The sequence below is a fragment of the Caballeronia sp. GAWG1-1 genome, assembly GCF_023631465.1.
Lineage (GTDB): Bacteria > Pseudomonadota > Gammaproteobacteria > Burkholderiales > Burkholderiaceae > Caballeronia.
In genome coordinates this window covers 160,922-179,794 of record NZ_JALQDB010000016.1, presented here as the reverse complement: position 1 = coordinate 179,794, position 18,873 = coordinate 160,922, and the positions used below count along the sequence as shown (strand labels likewise).

Below are 18,873 nucleotides of genomic sequence, written 5' to 3'. Positions count from 1 at the left end.
AATTATGTCCAAGACTTCCGATCGCATCAATTTGACGAATCAGTTCCTGATCGCCATGCCGTCCATGGCCGATCCGACGTTTTCAGGAACCGTGGTCTACCTTTGCGATCACACCGATCGCGGTGCGCTGGGTCTCGTCATCAACAGGCCGACCGATATCGACCTCCAGTCGCTGTTCAATCGTATCGATCTCAAACTCGAAATCGAACCTCTCGTTCACTTGCCCGTGTACTTCGGCGGTCCCGTTCAGACCGAGCGCGGCTTCGTGCTGCATGAAGAACGCGACGGCGAACCGTATAGCTCGTCCATGAGTGTACCCGGCGGCCTCGCCATGACCACTTCGAAAGATGTACTCGAAGCAGTCGCTAGCGGCAAGGGCCCAGAGCGCTTCTTGCTCACGCTCGGTCACGCAGGCTGGGGCGCCGGTCAGCTCGAAGAAGAAATCTCCAAGAACGGCTGGCTCACGGTGGAAGCGGACTCGCGCATCATCTTCGACGTGCCTGCCGAAGATCGCCTCGAAGCGGCGCTCTCGCTGCTCGGCGTATCGCGTTCCATGCTTTCCGGCGAAGCAGGGCACGCATGAGCGGGGCAGCCACGCTGCTGGCATTCGATTACGGCGAGAAGCGCATTGGTGTCGCCGTTGGCAATACATTGACGAAGCAGGCACGCGCGCTCGCCGTGCTCGAAAACCGCAACCGCGACTTTCGTTTCGATGAAGTCGGCAAACTGCTCGACGAGTGGAAGCCGCAAACGGTGGTCGTCGGCATGCCGCTGCATCCGGACGGCACGCCGCACGAAATGAGCGCGCAGGCCAAGCGCTTCGGCAATCAGGTGAACGGGCGTTTCAACGTGCCCGTGCAATGGGTCGACGAACGTTACAGTTCCGTCGATGCCAAAGCCGACCTTCGTGCGCGCGGCGTGCGTCCGAACGCGCGCGGCCGTTTCGACGACATCGACGCGGAAGCCGCCCGCGTCATTCTTCAACAATACCTCGACGGACTTCCCGACGATCATGAGTTCCATTGACGCCGAAGCGCTGTATCGCGCGCTCGTCGAATCGATTCATGCCGCGTATGAAAACGCGCTCGCCGAAGAAGAGGGTGTCGCGCTCGTCGGCATCTACAGCGGCGGCGTGTGGCTTGCCGAGCGTCTCGCCAAGGAGTTCAACGCGCCGCACTTCGGCGTGGTGAACGTGGCGCTGCATCGCGACGACTACGCGAAGAAGGGCCTGCATAGCCAGGCAAGCCCGACTTCGTTACCGTTCGCGGTCGACGGCCGCCGTATCGTGCTGATCGACGACGTGCTGTCCACGGGACGCACGGTGCGCGCGGCCATCAACGAACTCTACGATTACGGGCGTCCCGCTTCGGTCGATCTCGCCGTGCTCGCCGATCGCGGCGGACGCGAGTTGCCCATTGCGGCGCGCTTCGTCGGCGGCACGGTGGACGTCCCCGCGAACGAAGGCCTCGTGCTCGCGCGACGCGCGGACGGCGGCTTCGACTTCACCACTGAATCGCGCGCTCAGTAACCCATTCAAGGCAACACCGGGATCATCATGAACACCGCCACTCAGGGTTCCGCCGATGCAGGCGCGCCCGCTGCCGCCGACAAGTTCCGCTACGGCTTTCTACGCGGCAATCCGCAGCTCACGAAGAACGGCGAGCTGAAGCACTTGCTGACCATCGAAGGACTGCCGCGCGCCGTCGTCACGCATATTCTCGATACCGCCGAGCAGTTCGTGAGCGTCACGGATCGCGAAGTGAAGAAGGTGCCGCTTTTGCGCGGCAAGTCGGTGTTCAACCTCTTCTTCGAGAACTCGACACGTACCCGCACGACCTTCGAGATCGCGGCCAAGCGTTTGTCGGCGGACGTGCTGAACCTGAACATCAACGCGTCGTCGACGAGCAAGGGTGAATCCCTGCTCGACACCATCAACAATCTCTCCGCCATGCATGCCGACATGTTCGTCGTGCGTCATGCGTCGAGCGGCGCGCCGTATCTGATCGCCGAGCATTGCGCGCCGCACGTGCACGTGATCAATGCAGGCGATGGCCGTCACGCGCATCCGACGCAAGGCCTGCTCGACATGTACACCATTCGCCACTACAAGCGCGACTTCACCAAGCTGCGCGTGGCGATCGTCGGCGACATCCTGCATTCGCGCGTCGCGCGTTCGGACATTCACGCGCTGACCACGCTCGGCGTGCCGGAAGTGCGGGCCATCGGGCCGCGCACGCTTTTGCCCGGCAATCTCGACCAGATGGGCGTGCACGTCTACCACAACCTCGACGAAGGCTTGAAGGGCGTCGACGTCATCATCATGCTGCGCCTGCAGAACGAGCGCATGAGCGGCGCGCTCTTGCCTTCCGCGCAGGAGTATTTCAAGAGCTGGGGACTGACGCCCGAGCGTCTTGCGCTCGCCGCGCCCGATGCCATCGTGATGCATCCGGGGCCGATGAATCGCGGCGTGGAAATCGACTCGCAAGTGGCCGACGGCCCGCAGTCGGTGATTCTCAATCAGGTGACCTTCGGCATCGCCGTGCGCATGGCGGTCATGGGCATCGTGGCCGGCAACAGTGACTAAGAACGCGACATGAAGATCCAGATTCAAGGCGGCACGATCATCGACCCGATTGCGGGCACGGAAGCGCGCAAGGACGTGTTCATCGCGGCGGGCCGCATCGTTTCGATTGGCGACGCACCGGCCGACTTTCACGCGGCCAAGGTCATCGCGGCCAACCGGTTGCATATCGCGCCGGGTTTCGTCGATCTCGCGGCGCGTCTGCGCGAACCGGGCTTCGAACACAAGGCAACGCTCGAATCCGAAATGGCCGCGGCAATGGCGGGCGGCGTGACGAGCCTCGTCTGTCCGCCCGACACCGATCCCACGCTCGACGAACCCGGCCTCGTCGAAATGCTCAAGTTTCGCGCGCAGAAGCTGCATCAGGCGCATGTTTATCCGCTGGGCGCGCTGACTGTCGGCCTGAAGGGCGAGGCGATTACCGAGATGGTCGAGTTGACCGAGGCGGGTTGCATCGGCTTTTCGCAGGCGGATAACCCTATCGTCGATACGCGCACGATGCTGCGCGCGTTGCAGTATGCGACCACTTACGGCTATACCGTCTGGCTGCGTCCGCAAGACGCGTTCATGGCGAAGGGCGGCGTGGCGGCAAGCGGCGCGGTGGCGTCGCGGCTTGGGCTGTCGGGCGTGCCGGTGTCGGCGGAGACCATCGCGCTGCATACCATCTTCGAACTCATGCGCGTGACGGGCGCGCGTGTGCATCTGTCGCATCTGTCGTCGGCGGCGGGCGTCGCGCTCGTGCGCGCGGCGAAGGCCGAAGGTATCGCGGTGTCGTGCGATGTCACGATCAACCACGTGCATCTGACGGACGTGGATATCGGCTACTTCGATTCCCAGTTCCGCCTCGATCCGCCGCTGCGTCAGCAACGCGACCGCGAAGCAATACGCGCGGGTCTCGCGGACGGCACCATCGACGCAATCTGTTCCGATCACACGCCGCTCGACGACGACGAAAAGCTCCTGCCTTTCGCCGAAGCCACGCCGGGCGCGACCGGCCTCGAACTGCTGCTCTCGCTGACGGTGAAGTGGGCGCACGAAGCCAACTTGCCGCTCGCGAAGGCGCTGGCGCGCATCACGTCCGCGCCCGCCGACGTGCTGAAGCTGCCGGCCGGACGCATTACCGTGGGCGCACTCGCCGACCTGTGCGTGTTCGATGCCGCCGCCGAGTGGCGCGTCGATCCGAAGAAGCTCAAGAGCCAGGGCCACAACTCGCCGTTCCTCGGCTACGAGTTGCCGGCGCGTGTGCGCGCGACGATCGTCGGCGGTCATCTGGCTTACGAAAGCCGTTAAGCGTACGAGTCGCGCATGAACCAGGCATTACGCAAGCTGCGGCTTCTGGTCCATCTGCTGTATGGCATGTGGGTCGTCGCGCGGCGTTTTCCGCGCGCATCGGTGGATGAGCGGAGCGCGATGAATCGCGCGTGGTCGCTTGAGATGCTGCGTCTGTCCGGCATGAAACTCGTCGTGCACAACGACGAAGCGCGGCTCGATCGCGGCGTGCTGGTGGTCGGCAATCACGTTTCGTGGATGGACATTTACGTCATCAATGCATGGCGGCCGACGCCGTTCGTCTCGAAGGCGGAGATTCGCAACTGGCCGGTTGTTGGATGGCTCGCGCATCAGTTGGGCACGGTGTTCGTACAGCGCGAGAAGCGTAGCGACGCAAAGCGCATCATGCATGAACTCTCGAACCGCCTGCTCGCGGGCGAGATGATGTGCGTGTTCCCCGAAGGCACCACCAGCGATGGTCAGGCGCTCCTGCCGTTCCACGCGAACATGTTTCAGGCGGCGGTGTCGGCATCGTGTCCGGTGCAGCCGGTGTGCATCATGTACGAGGATGCGCACGGCAAGCAGTCGCTCGCGCCGGCGTATATCGGCGACATGACGCTGAGCGACTCCCTCGACGCGCTTCTGAACGCGACGCCGCTCACGGCGCATCTCTATGTGTGCAATCCGCTCGCGCCGGGCGCTGACCGCCGTCTGCTTGCGAGTGAAGCCCAGGCCGCGATTCTCGCCGCGCTCGACACCATGCGTGGCGGCGCGGCAACGGCGGCTGATCTCGTGCCGCTCGCCGAATCGCTCAACGCTGTTTCGGCTTCATCGCGCAACTCACCTGCGTGATCACGCGCTGAGCCGGGTCTTTGGTTAGCCGCACCGCTGAGAGCTTGTTGCCCCAGACGCAGCCTGAATCGAGACACAGCACGTCGTTGCGGACCATCAGACCGAGCGCGGCCCAGTGTCCGAACACCACCGTCACGTCCTGCGTCTTGCGGCCGGGCACGTCGAACCACGGCAGATAGCCGGGCGGCGCGGCATCCGGGCCGCCATTGTTGGCGAATTCCATCGCGCCGTCGGCGGTGCAGAAACGGATGCGTGTCAGCGCGTTATAAGTCACGCGCAGGCGGTCGGCGCCGGTGAGCGACTCATCCCATCGATGCGGCTCGTTGCCATACAGCGTGGCGAGCGTCGCTTTCCAGTCGGGCGCGCGCAACGCTTTTTCGAGTTCGTGCGCGAGTTCGAGCGTCATCGTCGCGTCCCATTGCGGCAGCACGCCAGCGTGAACCATGAGCGCGCCGTCCTCGAAGTGCGCAACGGGCTTGTGGCGTACCCATTCGATCAGGTCAGCCACGTCGGGTGCGTTGAGGATGTCGTCGAGCGTGTCGCCTTTCTTCGGCTTGCGCAGGCCGGCCGCAACCGACAGCAGATTCAGATCGTGATTGCCGAGGACGACGGTGGCGCGCGAACCGAGCGCGATGATCTCGCGCAGCGTTTCCAGCGACTTCGGTCCGCGATTGATGAGGTCGCCTGCGAACCAGAGAGGCGTATCGGCATCGGGCGCGGCTTTTTTCAGCAGTCGATGGTAGGGATCGCAGCAACCTTGCAGGTCGCCGAAGACGAGCGGGGCGGAGCTAGCGCGAATTACGGTGGCGTTGGTGACGTCGGTCATCGATGGAAAAAGTGAGACGGTGGACGCGCGGCGTCGGATAACGAGCATTATGAAACAGGCGATAACGACTTGGCTGCCGCTTCATCAGGCATTCCGCGAACCTTCTACTACGCGCGTGACGACGCGGCGGGATTCGCTTGTAATCGATAATCGCTAGCTGTATCAAGTTGTTAGCCGTGTAGTTTTTGCACTTGGTGGCCTTATAATTGACGGCTTACCAAAGTGGGGCATCCGGCGAATCAAGATTGGTGACAATCGGTCAATGTTTTCGCTGGAAGGCGCACATCGCGCGAAATACGCAATTTTTTCCATAATTCGAGCGCGCTTTCAGTCGAGCAAAACTGTGAGCGGTGAAGAGGGCTTCTATGATTCTCGTGACGGGCGGTGCTGGTTTTATCGGCGCCAACTTTGTGTTGGATTGGCTAAATGGCTCTGACGAACCCGTTTTGAACGTCGATAAGCTGACGTATGCGGGGAATCTCGGAACGCTTCAGTCGCTCAAGGGCGACGCCCGTCATGTGTTTGCGCGTGCCGACATTTGCGACCGCGCGGCCATGGACGAACTGCTCGCGAAGCACAAGCCCCGCGCCATTTTGCACTTTGCCGCCGAGAGTCACGTAGACCGCTCCATCCACGGCCCGGCAGATTTTGTTCAGACCAATGTGGTCGGTACATTCGTTCTGCTCGAAGCCACGCGCCAGTACTGGAGCGCGCTGCCTGAAGCCGAGAAGCAAGCCTTCCGCTTCCTGCATGTTTCGACCGACGAAGTGTTCGGCTCGCTGTCCGCAACTGATGCACAGTTCTCCGAGACCACGCCGTACGCACCGAACAGCCCGTACTCGGCTACGAAGGCCGGTTCGGATCATCTGGTGCGCGCATATCATCACACATACGGCTTGCCGGCTGTCACGACCAACTGCTCGAACAACTACGGCCCGTACCAATTCCCGGAAAAGCTTATCCCGCTGATGATCGCGAACGCGCTCGGCGGCAAGCCGCTTCCCGTTTATGGCGATGGTCAGAACGTGCGCGACTGGCTCTACGTGGGCGACCATTGTTCGGCTATTCGTGAAGTGCTGGCGCGCGGTGCGCTTGGCGAGACGTATAACGTCGGCGGCTGGAACGAGAAAAAGAACCTCGAAGTCGTGCATACGCTGTGCGATTTGCTCGACAAGTTGAAGCCTAAGACGAGCGGTTCGTATCGCGATCAGATCACGTATGTGAAGGATCGTCCGGGCCATGACCGCCGCTACGCTATCGACGCGCGCAAGCTCGAGCGCGAGCTCGGCTGGAAGCCTGCGGAGACGTTCGAAACGGGGCTCGAGAAGACGGTTCAGTGGTATCTGGACAATCAGGCGTGGGCTGACGAAGTGGCTTCCGGTGAATATCGGAAGTGGGTCGAGACGAACTACGCGCAGCGCGCGTGAGGAACTGACAATGGCGCGCAAGGGCATCATTCTCGCCGGCGGCTCCGGCACGCGGCTTTATCCGATTACGCATGCGGTGTCGAAGCAGCTCCTGCCCGTGTACGACAAGCCGATGATCTACTATCCGCTGTCCACGCTCATGATCGCAGGCATTCGTGACGTGCTCGTGATCTCGACGCCGCAAGATACGCCGCGTTTCGAGTCAATGCTCGGCGACGGCAGTCAGTGGGGCATGAATATCCAGTACGCGGTGCAACCGTCGCCGGATGGCCTCGCGCAGGCGTTCGTCATCGGCCGTGACTTTGTTGGCAACGATCCGTCCGCGCTTATTCTCGGCGACAACATTTTCTATGGTCACGATCTCGCGAAGCAGCTCGAAAGTGCGGACGCGCGCACCGAGGGCGCGACTGTGTTTGCCTATCACGTGCATGATCCCGAGCGTTATGGCGTGGTTGAGTTCGACCAAACGTTCCGCGCGCTGTCGATCGAGGAAAAGCCCGCGAAGCCGCGTTCGAATTACGCGGTGACGGGTCTTTACTTCTACGACAACAAGGTGTGCGATATTGCAGCCGACATCAAGCCGTCGCCGCGTGGCGAGTACGAAATCACAGACGTAAATTCGCGTTATCTCGCGGACAAAAAGCTCGATGTCGAGATCATGGGACGTGGCTATGCGTGGCTCGACACCGGCACGCACGATTCGCTGATCGAAGCTGCCACGTTCATCGCGACGCTGCAAAAGCGGCAGGGACTCGTGGTGGCTTGTCCTGAAGAGATCGCATATCGCAAGGAATGGATTGGCGAAGAGCAGTTGCTGGCGCTTGCCAAGCCGCTCTCGAAAAACGCTTACGGTCAATATCTGCTCAATCTTCCGAAGGACCAAGTCGCATGGCCATCCAAGTAACTGCTACGGCGCTGCCCGAAGTCAAGATCATCGAACCGAAGGTATTCGGCGATGCACGTGGCTTCTTCTACGAAAGCTTCAATGGCCGTGAGTTCGCGGAACAAGTCGAAGCGGGCGTCGAGTTCGTGCAGGACAATCATTCGCGTTCGGCAAAGGGCGTGCTGCGCGGCTTGCATTATCAGATTCAGCACCCGCAAGGCAAACTCGTGCGCGTGGTCGAAGGCGAAGTGTTCGATGTGGCGGTGGACATCCGCAAGAGTTCGCCGAACTTCGGCAAGTGGGTAGGCGTGAATCTGTCGGAAGAGAATCATCGGCAGTTGTGGGTGCCGCCGGGGTTCGCGCATGGCTTTGTCGTGTTGTCGGAGACGGCCCAATTTCTTTATAAGACTACGGATTATTGGTATCAGGCGCACGAGAGAAGCATCGTCTGGAATGATCTGGAGATTGGTATTGAGTGGCCGATTGACTTTGAGCCGTTGTTGGCGGCGAAGGACGCGGCGGGGAAGGGTTTGAGCGAAGCCGAGGTGTTTGCGTGAGCGCCGATCGACGGACGATTCTTTTGACCGGTGTGAACGGTCAGGTTGGTTTTGAGCTGGCGCGTAGCCTTCAGGGGCTGGGTAAGGTGGTCGCGCTGGACCGCGCGGGCCTCGATCTCAGCGACCTCGGCCAAGTCCGTCGCGTCGTGCGCGATGTAAAGCCGTCGTTGATCGTGAACCCAGCGGCCTACACGGCAGTCGACAAAGCCGAGTCCGATGTCGGCGCTGCGATGCGCATTAACGGCGAGGCGCCCGGCGTGCTTGCGGAAGAAGCAAGGCGCCTTGGCGCGGCGCTTGTTCATTACTCGACCGATTACGTGTTCGATGGAACGAAAGACGGCGCGTATGTCGAAGACGATTCGGTGAACCCGCGGAACGTCTACGGCAAGAGCAAACTGGCTGGTGAGCAGGCTATCGCGGCATCGGGCTGTGATCACCTGATATTCCGGACTAGCTGGGTGTACGGCACACGCGGCAAGAATTTCCTCCTTACCATGTTGAGGCTCGGTGCCGAACGCGATGAATTGAACGTCGTCGCGGATCAGGTCGGTGCGCCAACGTGGTCGGTGACCATCGCGGCGTTGACGGCGAATGTGCTGGCTCAGGCTGTAGGCCAAGGCCAAGATTGGTGGGCACAGAAGTCGGGCGCGTATCACCTGACTGCCGGCGGCTCAACGTCGTGGCATGGCTTTGCGCAGGCAATCTTCGAACTATCGGCGCTCGACAAGAAGCCGAACGTGAAACCCATTCCGGCATCGTCTTATCCAACGCCTGCCGTGCGGCCATCAAATTCGAGATTGTCGGCCATGAAGTTGCGCGAAACCTTTGGAGTCGAAGCACCCGACTGGCGCGACGCGCTTTCGTTGTGCCTCGCCCGTTAGTGCTTCGCGCTGGATGCAGAGATGGCAATCGCGCAATCCGACGGTGATTTTTCTGCGCACGTGAACGTGAACTTGCGCGTCGGTGCGGTAGTGGTTTTCTACCATCCCGACGAAACCTGCATTCGTAATGCGAACGAGTTGGCGAAGCGCATTCGTTGCGTCGTGATCGACAACACGGAGCGTACGGCGCACGACTTCGGCAAACGGCTGGAAGCCGGAATCGATTACCTTCCCAGCGGCAAGAACGAAGGGATCGCCACGGCGCTGAACCGGGGCGTTGCGCGCTTGCTCCAATTAGGTTGTGACATGGCACTGCTGTTCGATCAGGACAGCGCACCTGATGACCACTTGCTGACCGAGCTGCCGCGCGCCATGACGGACATTTTGCGCGCCGATCCTCGCGTGGCGCTCGTCGGCCCCGCATATGTCGATGAACGTCTTGGCGGCGGCGTTCCCACGCCGTTCGTGCGTTTCGGCCTCGGCCGCCTGCTGCGGGTTCCCGCGCTCGGTCCCGCGCCGCTGGACACGGACTTTCTCATCAGTTCGGGTTCGTGCGTGAATCTGCGCTTCTGGCGGCAAATCGGACCGCTCCAAGATGATCTGTTCATTGATTTTGTCGATTTGGAGTGGTGCGTGCGGGCCAAGCGCAGGGGCTTCAGTCTCTACGGAATTCCGTGGGTTCATATGCGCCACTCGCTCGGCGGCGAACCTGTGCGCGTCTTCGGCCGGGCCTATCCGTCGCATAGCGCCACGCGTCACTACTACCTGTTTAGAAATGCGGTGTCGCTCATTCTTCGGCGAGACATTCCCTGGTCCTGGAAGTCCAGTGAACTCGTGAAGATGCCCGTCCGACTGGTCATCTATGCGCTGTTCTTGAGACCGCGCTGGCGCCATGTCTCGATGGCCGTCGCCGGGATCGCGGACGGTGTGCGGGGTAGGCTCGGACCGCTTCGGGCGCGCTGAGCGAAAGTGTCCTTGCTGCGTGTGGGGTCGCGTCGCCTAATTTACACAACTGTTTTGTAGCCGGAAGGGTTCCGGCTACAAATACGACTCAACTTACTTTGGGGATTGAAAAATGGAACGCCGGTCGCAGACGAAGAGTGTCGACCTGTTAAGGCCCGAGTCGTTCTGGTGGCCGGCGCGCATTGTTCGCTCGGCATGGCTGGAACATGCTCCTTTCGCATTCTGGTTAGTAAGCGTGCTGCGACCGAGAACGCTTGTTGAACTGGGCACGCATAACGGCTTCTCGTACGGCGTGTGGTGTCAGGCCGTCGAGCGACTCAACTTGCTGACGCGTTGCTATGCCGTGGACACGTGGCGCGGCGATTCTCACGCTGGAAAGTACGACGATTCCGTTTTCCTGGAGCTCTCCCAATACAACCAGGAAACGTATCCGACTTTTTCGAGTTTGATCCGCTCGACTTTCGATGAGGCTCTCGAACACTTTCAGGACGGCTCCATCGACCTGTTGCATATTGACGGCCTGCACGACTACGACAGCGTGCGTCACGACTTTGAAACCTGGCTTCCGAAGATGTCGAATAAGGGCGTTGTTCTGTTCCATGACACGAACGTCCGCGAACGCGATTTCGGTGTCTGGCAATGCTGGGCCGAACTGAGCCGGCGCTATCCGTCCTTCGAGTTTCTGCATGGATTCGGTCTCGGCGTGCTCGCTGTCGGTACCGAGATTCCGGGTGGGCTGCGCTCGCTGGTCGATGCGAAGGACGTCGCGATCAGCGAGACTCGTGAAGCGTATTCGCGACTGGGCCGTGCCATCACGCTGCAGCAGATGCTGAACGAAACGTGTGCCGCGCTGGACCAGCACGTCGATGAATTGCGCCGGACGACGAGCGCGCTGACCAGCGTGAGCGCCGAACACGATCGGCAGAAGGCCGAACATGACCGGGATAAGGCCGAACTGGCGGATCTCGCCGAGGAGCAGGGCCGTCTGGAACACAGCCTGAACGACGAAACCGAACGCGCCGATGATCTCGAAAGAGAACTGGACATGGAGCGGGACGCCCGCAAGCTCGCGACCGAATCCTACCGGCGCGCGAACGACGATGTGACGGCGCTGCGCGCTTCCACGTCGTGGCGGCTGACTGCGCCCGTCCGGGCCGCGGCTATGTCGATGCGCCGTCCGCGCACCGCGCTGGGACGCGTGGGGCAGCTTTCGGCAATCGTCCTCAGTTCTGTGAATCAGAACGGCTGGCAATCCACGCTTCAGAAGATCATCGATATCTCGCGACAGCGCGGCGTCGCGGGCATGCTTCGCGGAGGATCCGGGCTGGGCACCGCGCTGGTCACGCCGCGGTTCGAATTTAGTTTGCCGCTTCGCCCGGCGCTTGAGCAGCTTTCTTTCCGCGTGCTGATCATCGCCGAGACCAGCATTCCGCAGTGCTTGAAATATCGAGTGACGCAAAAGCAGCGGATGGTCGAGAGCCTTGGCGTGGACTGCTCGGTCGCGAGTTGGACAGATACACAGACGTGCATGGATCTGCTGCAGACGCACTCGATGGTGATTTTCTACCGCGTGCCCGGGTTTCCTGGTCCGATGGCCATGATCGAACAGGCCAGGGTGCTCGGTCTTGTGACGTTCTGGGAAGTCGACGATCTGATCTTCGATGCTGAAAAGTACATCCTGAATTCGAATCTGAAAGACGTCGGTCTCGAAGCAAAACGCGGCGTGCTTTCTGGCGTGCCGCTGTACCGATCGGCCATGCTGGCTTGCGATTACAGCATTGCTTCGACTCAGGGTTTGTCGGAGGCCATGCTTGAGGCCGGCGTGAAGAAGACTTTTGTGATCGAGAATGCACTCGACGCTGAAACGGTCCGCACGGCAAACACGATCAATGCATCCACGCGGCGCAAAAAGGACAAATTCCTGCGTATCGTCTATGGCTCGGGAACCAAGACGCACGATGCGGATTTCCGCGTCGCGGCAGCGGGCATCAAGATGGTGTTGCGGCAGCGGCCTGATGTAAAGCTGCGGATCATCGGTGAACTGGGATTGCCGGAAGATTTCGCGGAAGTCGCGTCGCAGATCGAGCGCCTGCCTTCGTCGAACTATGCAAATTATCTTGGGCGTCTTGCGGAATGTGACGTCAGTATCGCACCGCTCGAAAACAGCATCTTCAACGATGCCAAGTCGAACATCAAATATCTCGAAGCATCGGTCGTGAAGCTGCCGTCCGTTTGCTCGCCCGCCGCCGCATTCAAGACCGCGATCCGTCATGGCGACACCGGATTTCTCGCGGGCACGCCCGCAGCCTGGAGCGAGTCACTGCTCGCCCTGATCGGTGACGCCGGGCTGCGCCGCGACATGGCCGAGCGCGCCTACGATCACGTCATGTCCGACTACTCGCCGCAGGCGATCTCGGAGCGGCAGGTCGCGCCGGTGCTCGCGCCGTACCAGCCGCAGCAGCAACAGAAAAAGCTCCGCGTGCTCGGCGTCAACGTGTATTTTGAGCCACGCAGCTTCGGTGGCGCAACCATCATCGCGGAAGCGATGGCTTCGCGCATCAACGCCACGGCAGACATGGAGTACTTCATGTTCACGTCGCTGCCGACGAGTCAGGTGAAGGCGTACACGCTGGTGCGCTACGAAGCGCATGCGGGCGGGGTGTTTGGCATGGGCCTTCCAGTCGAAGGCGATCCGGCCTACGGGTTTGAAAATCCGAAGTCGGTCAGTTCGTTCCGCGAGGCGGTGCGTGCAGTGCGGCCGGACGTGGTGCATCTGCACAGCATTCAGGGCATCGGCGCGAGCATTGCCGAGGTGTGCCAGGACGAGAAAATCCCGTATGTCGTGACGCTGCACGATGCCTGGTGGATCTGCGGGCGACAGTTCATGATTACTGGCGAACGGCGCTACTGCTTCCAGCGCAAGATCGATCTGAATGTTTGTTCGACCTGCGTCGACGACGCCGGCCTGAATACGTATCGGCAGTTCCGTCTGCACGACATTCTGAAATCTGCGTCCATGCTGCTGGCGCCGAGCGAATTCTTCGTTGGCCTGTACACTGAAAACGGTTTCGATCCGGCGAAGATTGTACTCAACAGGAACGGCATCATGGCTCCCGCCAAATGGGTCGCACACACGCCGACATCGGGGCGGCCGCTGCGCTTCGGCTACGTTGGCGGAGAAACTTCCATCAAAGGATCACAACTGCTGAAAGACGCCTTCAAACGGCTGAATCGATCGGATTACGAACTTACCGTCGTGGACAACGCAAGCAATCTGGGTCTGCGCACGATCGAGGTGCACACGTGGAAAGTGCAGGGCAAATTGCACGTGGTGCCTGCGTATACGCAGCAAACCATCGACGAATTCTTCGGCAGTATCGATGTGCTGCTGTTCCCCACCCAATGCAAAGAGAGCTTCGGCATGACGGTACGCGAAGCGCTCATCCGTGATGTGTGGGTCATCTCGACGGACGCGGGCGGGGCGGTGGAAGACATCGTGCCGGGTGAGAACGGACAGATCATCCCGCTGAACGATGATCCGGCGGAATTAGTGGCAGCGATGACGGCCTTGCTCGACGATCGGCGCAGGTTGGAGGGTTATCAGAACCCGTACAAGGACAAGATTCGCGTTTTCGACGAACAGGCAACTGAGCTGCACGCGTTGCTCAAGAGCGTGACCGAATGCGCGGAACAACCGCTGGTGGCCGGGACTTCGCCGTTCTGAGTGCGTGCGAGGTGTAATCATGAATAAACGGAATAACAACCGCCTCTTGCGAGTCGGGCAGCGTCTGCATGGCGCATTGACCAAGGTGCGCGATTCAGGTGGTATGGCGTCGGCGGTGCGCGCGACGCTGCGCATGGTTCGCCGCGAAGGATTGCGCGGCGCGGCGTGGCGCATCCGCGGCATGACCCGCGAGGCCGTGCGCTATCCGCAGTGGGTAGCTGCATATGACACGCCCGACGATGCCGCAATGAAAGCGTTTTCGCTCGAACTGGAAGATGCAGGCATCAACACGCTCATTTCGGTGGTCGTGCCGGTGTACAACGCGCCGGAGCGGCACTTGCGAGAGATGATCCAGTCAGTGCTGCGCCAAAGCTATCGGCACTGGGAGCTGTGCATTGCAGACGATGCCTCGACCGCTGTGCACGTGCGCGCCGTGCTGGAAGAATTTGCCCGCCGCGACGAGCGGATTCGCGTGACGTACCGGCCGGTGAATGGCCATATCTCCGAAGCGAGCAACAGCGCACTCGAGCTTGCGCGTGGATCGTTTGTGGCCTTGCTCGACCACGACGATATCTTGCCGCGTCACGCCCTGGGCACGGTAGCGAGGTACATTCGTGCGCATCCCAACGCGCGGCTTTTCTATAGCGATGAAGACAAGGTTTCTGAAGACGGACGCCGCCACACACCGCATTTCAAACCGGACTGGGACCCGGAACTGATTCTTCAGTACAACGTGTTCTCGCATCTCGGCGTGTTCGAAACACGTCTGATGCGCGAGGCCGGCGGTTTTCGTCGTGGCCTCGAAGGCAGTCAGGACCACGATCTGATCTTGCGTTGTTTGCGAGTGGCGGGCAACGCGGCGGTCGCGCACATTCCACACGTTTTGTATCACTGGAGAACGATCGAGGGCAGCACGGCGGTCAGCGTGGAAGAAAAGCCGTACTCCGTCGTGGCGAGCCTGCAGGCAGTCACGGACCATCTGCGCGAAACCGCTGTGGATGCCACGGCCATTGCGCCGCAGACCGATTTTCCCTTTGTGCGGATCGACTATCGCTTGCCCGCTGCGCTGCCGACGGTTCACGTGCTGATCGAACATGCCGGTGATATCAATGCCTTGCGCCGCTGTGTGGCGAGCATCGTGTCACGCACCGCGTATGCGACGCTGCGCGTGTCGATCGTGGCGGACGCAGATCTCGAGCGGCTGGCCGCGTTGTTTCCGAATGTGCAGTGGGGGACATCGCTTGATCATATCGTGAACAGCATCTACGACGACTACGTTTGTTTTGTCGACGAACGTGTGGAAGTTGCGGACTCCACGTGGCTGAATGAACTGATGAAGCTCGCCACGCGCGAGGGCGTTGGGGCCGTGGGAGCGTCGTTATGGAAGCCAGATGGGATGCTCTTTGCTGGCGGTCTGGTGCTGACCTCCAAAGATAGCGGTGTGCCGATCCACGCAGGGATCGCGCGCCGCAGCCTCGGTTACTTCGGCCGCGCGATGCTAATACAAAGCGTATCGGCTTTGTCGTGGTCGTGCGCGGTAGTAAGGCGCACTCATTTCCTTAAAGCGGGCGGCTTCACTGTGCCGGGCGGCGGGCGCTTCGACCGTGATGTCTCGTTGAGCCGGCGCATCGCTGGGCTCGGGCTGCGCAATGTGTTCGTGCCGCGCGCCGCTGTGACCATTCACGCGCATGAACGCCCTTCCGGCGATGCACATGCGCTGGTAACACCGATTCGCGATCCTGCCTATAACCCGAATCTCGCACTCGACGCTCAGAAACCGGGCGCGACGTTTGATCTTGCATTTCCGCCGCGCGTCGGTCTGTTCGGGTAAGCCGGAACGCTTGCACGGTCAGCGCGGTTTGGCCTCGCCGTGCCGGAAGACCCACAGCTTCGCCAGCACGAAATTCACCACCATGCCGGCGACCGATCCGGCCGCGACGGCTGCAAGCGGCGTCAATGCATGCGCGGGCAACAGACGGAGGGCGAGCACGTAGGCTGCATAGTTGCACGCGCCTCCGCCGATCATCGCAAGCAGATACTGATAGAACTCGCGCAGGATCGAACGATGCGCCCCCGGTGTGAACGTGATGCGCCGGTTGATCTGCCAGGTCGCGACGACCGCGCACAAGAAGGAGACGACACGTCCGAGATAGGGACCCGCACCAAGATGCAGCATGACATAGAGTACGCCTGCATCGACCAAAAAACCGACGCCGCCTGCGATCGCGAAACGCAGAAACTGTGAACCCATGATCAGTCCTCTTTCGTTTCCCAAGCCGGAATCGAAAGGTAAGCGAGATGTTTGGTTTCGTTGCGCCCGTGTGTGACGGTATCGAGCACGATGCCGCAGATCAGAAGGATGGCGCCGATCATGGCCAACACGCTGCTCAGAATGACTGTCGGAATGCGCGGGACAAGGCCGGTCTCAATGAAGGTTTCGAACACCGGAATGGCGAACGCGATAGAGAGAAGCGAGCAGATTGCAAAGCCCGTCGTGAAGAAAGCGAAGGGCTTCTCGGATTTGAACAGCCGCATAATGGTCATCAGGATGCGGAAGCCGTCGCGGTATGTATTGAGCTTACTCTCCGACCCTTCCGGACGCGACTTGTAATCCGTGACGATCTCCGCAACGGGCATGCGCATGCTCAGTGCGTACACGGCGAGTTCCGTTTCGATCTCGAAGCCCTTCGAGTGCGCGGGAAAGGTCTTTGCATAGCGGCGCGAGAATACGCGATAGCCCGATAACATGTCCTTGAAGGTCTTGCCGAAAATGGTCGCCGCGCATTGCGTCAGCATGACGTTGCCGAAGCGATGCCCCAACCGATACGCCGTCTGTTCGTCGCTCAGACGCGAGCCCACGACCATGTCGAGCTTGTTGCGGATCAGAGTGTCGATGAGTTCGGGCGCGACGGTGGCATCATAAGTGGCGTCGCCATCGGCCATGACGTAGACGTCTGCGTCGACGTCTGCGAACATGCGCCGCACGACATTGCCCTTGCCCTGAAACGGCACCGTGATGACCTCCGCTCCGGCAGCGCGTGCGATGTCCGCGGTGCCATCGGAGGAGTTGTTGTCGAACGCAATGATGGAAGCGTCGGGCAAGTGCTGCCTGAAGTCGCGCACGACAGTTGCGATTGCGGCTGCTTCGTTATAGCAGGGAATGACGACGGCCACGCGCAGGCCCGGATAACGATCGAGCATAATGTCTGGAATGTTCGTCATATTGGCGAGGGGATTGACGCGTATTGTATACGCAGGTCATCGCGAACTAGTAGCCGGCGGTTTCGGTACAATCCGGGTCTTTTTCAAGCCTACGGTGCGGCTGCGAAGCCGCGTCCGCCTGAGTGAGACATGCAATCAATCAAAACGCTTTTCGCTGCATTCGAACGGCTTCCGTTGTGGAAGGTGTATGTCTTTTTCGCCATGCCGATCGGCTTATTTCTGGTCTTTGCAACGCCGCCTTTCCAGACGCCCGATGCCGCAAATCACTTCTATCGGGCCATTCAGATATCGGAAGGCCAGTGGCGAGCCTATCGGTTTGACGGCACCTCGGGCGGGCAAATCGATGCGAACGCCGTCAAATTCGCGGTCACCTACGAGCCGATGGAAGCGCGCGCCGACATCAAGGCGAGTCGTGCGATGGCTGACGCCATTGCGCCGCTCCAGTGGAACGGCGAGCTTGTGAATACGGGCTTTCCAAATACAGCGATTTATCCGGTGTTCGCCTATCTGCCGCAGGCCCTTGCCGTCGTGGCCGGCCGCGCCCTTCACATGACGGTCGTCAACACCTACAAACTGACCTGCCTGGTCGGCTTGTTAGTGAGCATGCTAATCACAGCGACGTCGTTAGGCGTTGCGCGCCGGTCGGCGCGCTTCATCTTATTTGTTGCATTGCTTCCGACTACGCTGATGATCTCGGCGTCCGTCAGCCAGGAAGTCGTGATGATCCCGCTGTGTTTCCTGGTCATTGCACATTTCGAACGTTTCGTCGCTCTCCAACAAGCATTTCAGGGCCGTTGGCGGTGGATCTTCGGTGCTGCTGTTGCAGTTTGCGCATCAGCGCGGCCGCCCTATGGCGCGCTCGTACTTCTGCTTTTCTACCCGGGAATGTGTGTATCCACGGACGGCACTTATCGTTTCTGGACACGCTTCGTGGTTGCGGTGGCAACCGGTGCAGCCAGCCTCATTGCGATGAAAGTGTTTCAGTCACCCGCATGGACGCCGGCAGCGCCGCCGCGCTCGGTGCCCGGCCAGCTCGATTTCTTGGTACATCACCCTGCGGCGGTGTTTAAAATCGCGTTCGACACAATGCACGCGAATGCGTCGTTCTATCGTGATAGCTTCATCGGCGTATTGGGCTGGCTCGATGCGCCACTCGCTGGAACGTTCTATTCGACGGCTAGCGTCGCAGGTGTCGTTGCGCTGATTGCGGGGTCGCTGGATCGCGATCCGCTCGACCGCGGCAGCAACACAATGCGACTGATGTTGATCGTACCCATGTTTGTGGGCTTTGCATTGACTTTCGCGGCGCTCTATTTGACATGGACTCCGGTCGGGCAGATGGTGGTCGAGGGCGTGCAGGGCCGCTACCTTACAGCGCTCGTGCCGCTGCTGGCGCTCGCGATGCCGAAGCTTGTTGCGACCAAGGGGCGCGAGTGGAAGGGCATGGTCATCACGCGGCAGCTCCTGACCGTCATCGTGCTAGCCTTGCCCTTCTTTACGTTTGAGCAGATCGTGACGACGATCATCAACCGTTTCTATCTGCAGTGATCGATCGAGGACAAAGGATTAGCTCGTACGGACCCTGGACGAGGGGCGGTGATAGGTTAGACGTGTAACCTCCTGCAACGGGGTGGGCTTTGGTGCACAAGCTTCAGATACAATGCGCGTTTGTCGCGCGTTCCGCTGCG

17 protein-coding genes are annotated in these 18,873 nt (G+C 60.6%); 14 read left to right on the top strand and 3 right to left on the bottom strand.

What is annotated here, in order from left to right; all coding sequences use genetic code 11:
• The first annotated feature begins 4 nt into the window (after positions 1 to 4).
• Genes NCT03_RS11130 through NCT03_RS11105 form a run of 6 tightly spaced genes read left to right on the top strand, consistent with a single transcriptional unit; the run spans position 5 to position 4,702 of the window.
• Entirely contained in the window at positions 5 to 583 is a 579-nt protein-coding gene (locus NCT03_RS11130; RefSeq protein WP_244826109.1) for a YqgE/AlgH family protein, read from the top strand.
• Complete coding sequence (gene ruvX / locus NCT03_RS11125) at positions 580 to 1,026, top strand: Holliday junction resolvase RuvX (protein ID WP_250492664.1); 447 nt, start codon at positions 580 to 582, stop codon at positions 1,024 to 1,026. The genes NCT03_RS11130 and ruvX overlap by 4 nt, the downstream gene beginning before the upstream one ends.
• Positions 1,013 to 1,528 carry a bifunctional pyr operon transcriptional regulator/uracil phosphoribosyltransferase PyrR gene (gene pyrR / locus NCT03_RS11120; protein ID WP_244826106.1) on the top strand — a complete coding sequence of 172 codons (516 nt, stop codon included), beginning with the start codon at positions 1,013 to 1,015 and terminating at the stop codon, positions 1,526 to 1,528. The genes ruvX and pyrR overlap by 14 nt, the downstream gene beginning before the upstream one ends.
• Before the next feature lie 27 nt (positions 1,529 to 1,555).
• Positions 1,556 to 2,584, top strand: a complete 1,029-nt coding sequence (locus NCT03_RS11115; protein ID WP_244826104.1) for an aspartate carbamoyltransferase catalytic subunit — start codon at positions 1,556 to 1,558, stop codon at positions 2,582 to 2,584.
• A gap of 9 nt (positions 2,585 to 2,593) precedes the next feature.
• Positions 2,594 to 3,871 carry a dihydroorotase gene (locus NCT03_RS11110; protein ID WP_250492663.1) on the top strand — a complete coding sequence of 426 codons (1,278 nt, stop codon included), beginning with the start codon at positions 2,594 to 2,596 and terminating at the stop codon, positions 3,869 to 3,871.
• Between the two features lie 15 nt (positions 3,872 to 3,886).
• Positions 3,887 to 4,702, top strand: coding sequence for a lysophospholipid acyltransferase family protein (locus tag NCT03_RS11105; RefSeq protein WP_250465469.1), 816 nt, complete (start codon positions 3,887 to 3,889; stop codon positions 4,700 to 4,702).
• Here the strand turns inward: NCT03_RS11105 and NCT03_RS11100 are convergent.
• Positions 4,662 to 5,528 (bottom strand): symmetrical bis(5'-nucleosyl)-tetraphosphatase, encoded by an 867-nt coding sequence (locus NCT03_RS11100; protein ID WP_250492662.1) that lies wholly within the window; start codon positions 5,526 to 5,528, stop codon positions 4,662 to 4,664. The two genes, NCT03_RS11105 and NCT03_RS11100, sit on opposite strands and share 41 nt — an antisense overlap.
• Before the next feature lie 365 nt (positions 5,529 to 5,893).
• On the opposite strand from NCT03_RS11100, the gene rfbB reads away from it, so the two are divergent.
• The 7 genes from rfbB (at position 5,894) to NCT03_RS11065 (ending at position 15,794) form a co-directional block, all read left to right on the top strand.
• Positions 5,894 to 6,955 (top strand): dTDP-glucose 4,6-dehydratase, encoded by a 1,062-nt coding sequence (gene rfbB / locus NCT03_RS11095; RefSeq protein WP_250492661.1) that lies wholly within the window; start codon positions 5,894 to 5,896, stop codon positions 6,953 to 6,955.
• 10 nt (positions 6,956 to 6,965) lie between these two features.
• Positions 6,966 to 7,859 (top strand): glucose-1-phosphate thymidylyltransferase RfbA, encoded by an 894-nt coding sequence (rfbA, locus tag NCT03_RS11090; protein ID WP_250492660.1) that lies wholly within the window; start codon positions 6,966 to 6,968, stop codon positions 7,857 to 7,859.
• Positions 7,844 to 8,395, top strand: coding sequence for a dTDP-4-dehydrorhamnose 3,5-epimerase (gene rfbC / locus NCT03_RS11085; protein ID WP_250492659.1), 552 nt, complete (start codon positions 7,844 to 7,846; stop codon positions 8,393 to 8,395). Before rfbA ends, rfbC begins: the two co-directional genes overlap by 16 nt.
• On the top strand, positions 8,392 to 9,276 hold the full coding sequence (gene rfbD / locus NCT03_RS11080) for a dTDP-4-dehydrorhamnose reductase (RefSeq protein WP_250492658.1): 885 nt from the start codon (positions 8,392 to 8,394) through the stop codon (positions 9,274 to 9,276). The genes rfbC and rfbD overlap by 4 nt, the downstream gene beginning before the upstream one ends.
• 21 nt (positions 9,277 to 9,297) lie before the next feature.
• Positions 9,298 to 10,239: a glycosyltransferase family 2 protein gene (locus NCT03_RS11075; protein ID WP_250492657.1), complete on the top strand. Its 942-nt coding sequence runs from the start codon at positions 9,298 to 9,300 to the stop codon at positions 10,237 to 10,239.
• A 235-nt stretch (positions 10,240 to 10,474) separates the two neighbouring features.
• Positions 10,475 to 13,963 (top strand): class I SAM-dependent methyltransferase, encoded by a 3,489-nt coding sequence (locus tag NCT03_RS11070; RefSeq protein ID WP_250492656.1) that lies wholly within the window; start codon positions 10,475 to 10,477, stop codon positions 13,961 to 13,963.
• A 19-nt stretch (positions 13,964 to 13,982) separates the two neighbouring features.
• Positions 13,983 to 15,794, top strand: coding sequence for a glycosyltransferase family 2 protein (locus NCT03_RS11065; protein ID WP_250492655.1), 1,812 nt, complete (start codon positions 13,983 to 13,985; stop codon positions 15,792 to 15,794).
• A gap of 18 nt (positions 15,795 to 15,812) precedes the next feature.
• Here the strand turns inward: NCT03_RS11065 and NCT03_RS11060 are convergent, their stop codons facing one another.
• Together NCT03_RS11060 and NCT03_RS11055 are read right to left on the bottom strand one after the other, a co-directional pair.
• The gene (locus NCT03_RS11060; RefSeq protein WP_250492654.1) at positions 15,813 to 16,214 is read right to left on the bottom strand and encodes a GtrA family protein; all 402 of its coding nucleotides are present in this window, start codon (positions 16,212 to 16,214) and stop codon (positions 15,813 to 15,815) included.
• Positions 16,215 to 16,216: 2 nt separating this feature from the next.
• Positions 16,217 to 17,164, bottom strand: a complete 948-nt coding sequence (locus NCT03_RS11055; protein WP_250492653.1) for a glycosyltransferase family 2 protein — start codon at positions 17,162 to 17,164, stop codon at positions 16,217 to 16,219.
• A gap of 150 nt (positions 17,165 to 17,314) precedes the next feature.
• On the opposite strand from NCT03_RS11055, the gene NCT03_RS11050 reads away from it, so the two are divergent.
• A complete protein-coding gene (locus tag NCT03_RS11050) occupies positions 17,315 to 18,733 on the top strand; it encodes a DUF2142 domain-containing protein (RefSeq protein WP_250492652.1) in 1,419 nt (472 codons plus the stop codon).
• Positions 18,734 to 18,873: the final 140 nt, after the last annotated feature.

Excerpts from the sequence above, each read along its gene's own strand:
- NCT03_RS11115 (WP_244826104.1), top strand. The coding sequence starts at position 1,556 with ATGAACACCGCCACTCAGGGTTCCGCCGATGCAGGCGCGCCCGCTGCC.
- NCT03_RS11060 (WP_250492654.1), bottom strand. The coding sequence starts at position 16,214 with ATGGGTTCACAGTTTCTGCGTTTCGCGATCGCAGGCGGCGTCGGTTTT.
- NCT03_RS11105 (WP_250465469.1), top strand. The coding sequence starts at position 3,887 with ATGAACCAGGCATTACGCAAGCTGCGGCTTCTGGTCCATCTGCTGTAT.
- ruvX (WP_250492664.1), top strand. The coding sequence starts at position 580 with ATGAGCGGGGCAGCCACGCTGCTGGCATTCGATTACGGCGAGAAGCGC.
- NCT03_RS11100 (WP_250492662.1), bottom strand. The coding sequence starts at position 5,528 with ATGACCGACGTCACCAACGCCACCGTAATTCGCGCTAGCTCCGCCCCG.
- rfbB (WP_250492661.1), top strand. The coding sequence starts at position 5,894 with ATGATTCTCGTGACGGGCGGTGCTGGTTTTATCGGCGCCAACTTTGTG.
- rfbA (WP_250492660.1), top strand. The coding sequence starts at position 6,966 with ATGGCGCGCAAGGGCATCATTCTCGCCGGCGGCTCCGGCACGCGGCTT.
- NCT03_RS11130 (WP_244826109.1), top strand. The coding sequence starts at position 5 with ATGTCCAAGACTTCCGATCGCATCAATTTGACGAATCAGTTCCTGATC.
- NCT03_RS11110 (WP_250492663.1), top strand. The coding sequence starts at position 2,594 with ATGAAGATCCAGATTCAAGGCGGCACGATCATCGACCCGATTGCGGGC.
- pyrR (WP_244826106.1), top strand. The coding sequence starts at position 1,013 with ATGAGTTCCATTGACGCCGAAGCGCTGTATCGCGCGCTCGTCGAATCG.
- NCT03_RS11055 (WP_250492653.1), bottom strand. The coding sequence starts at position 17,164 with ATGCTCGATCGTTATCCGGGCCTGCGCGTGGCCGTCGTCATTCCCTGC.
- NCT03_RS11065 (WP_250492655.1), top strand. The coding sequence starts at position 13,983 with ATGAATAAACGGAATAACAACCGCCTCTTGCGAGTCGGGCAGCGTCTG.
- NCT03_RS11050 (WP_250492652.1), top strand. The coding sequence starts at position 17,315 with ATGCAATCAATCAAAACGCTTTTCGCTGCATTCGAACGGCTTCCGTTG.
- NCT03_RS11075 (WP_250492657.1), top strand. The coding sequence starts at position 9,298 with ATGGCAATCGCGCAATCCGACGGTGATTTTTCTGCGCACGTGAACGTG.
- rfbC (WP_250492659.1), top strand. The coding sequence starts at position 7,844 with ATGGCCATCCAAGTAACTGCTACGGCGCTGCCCGAAGTCAAGATCATC.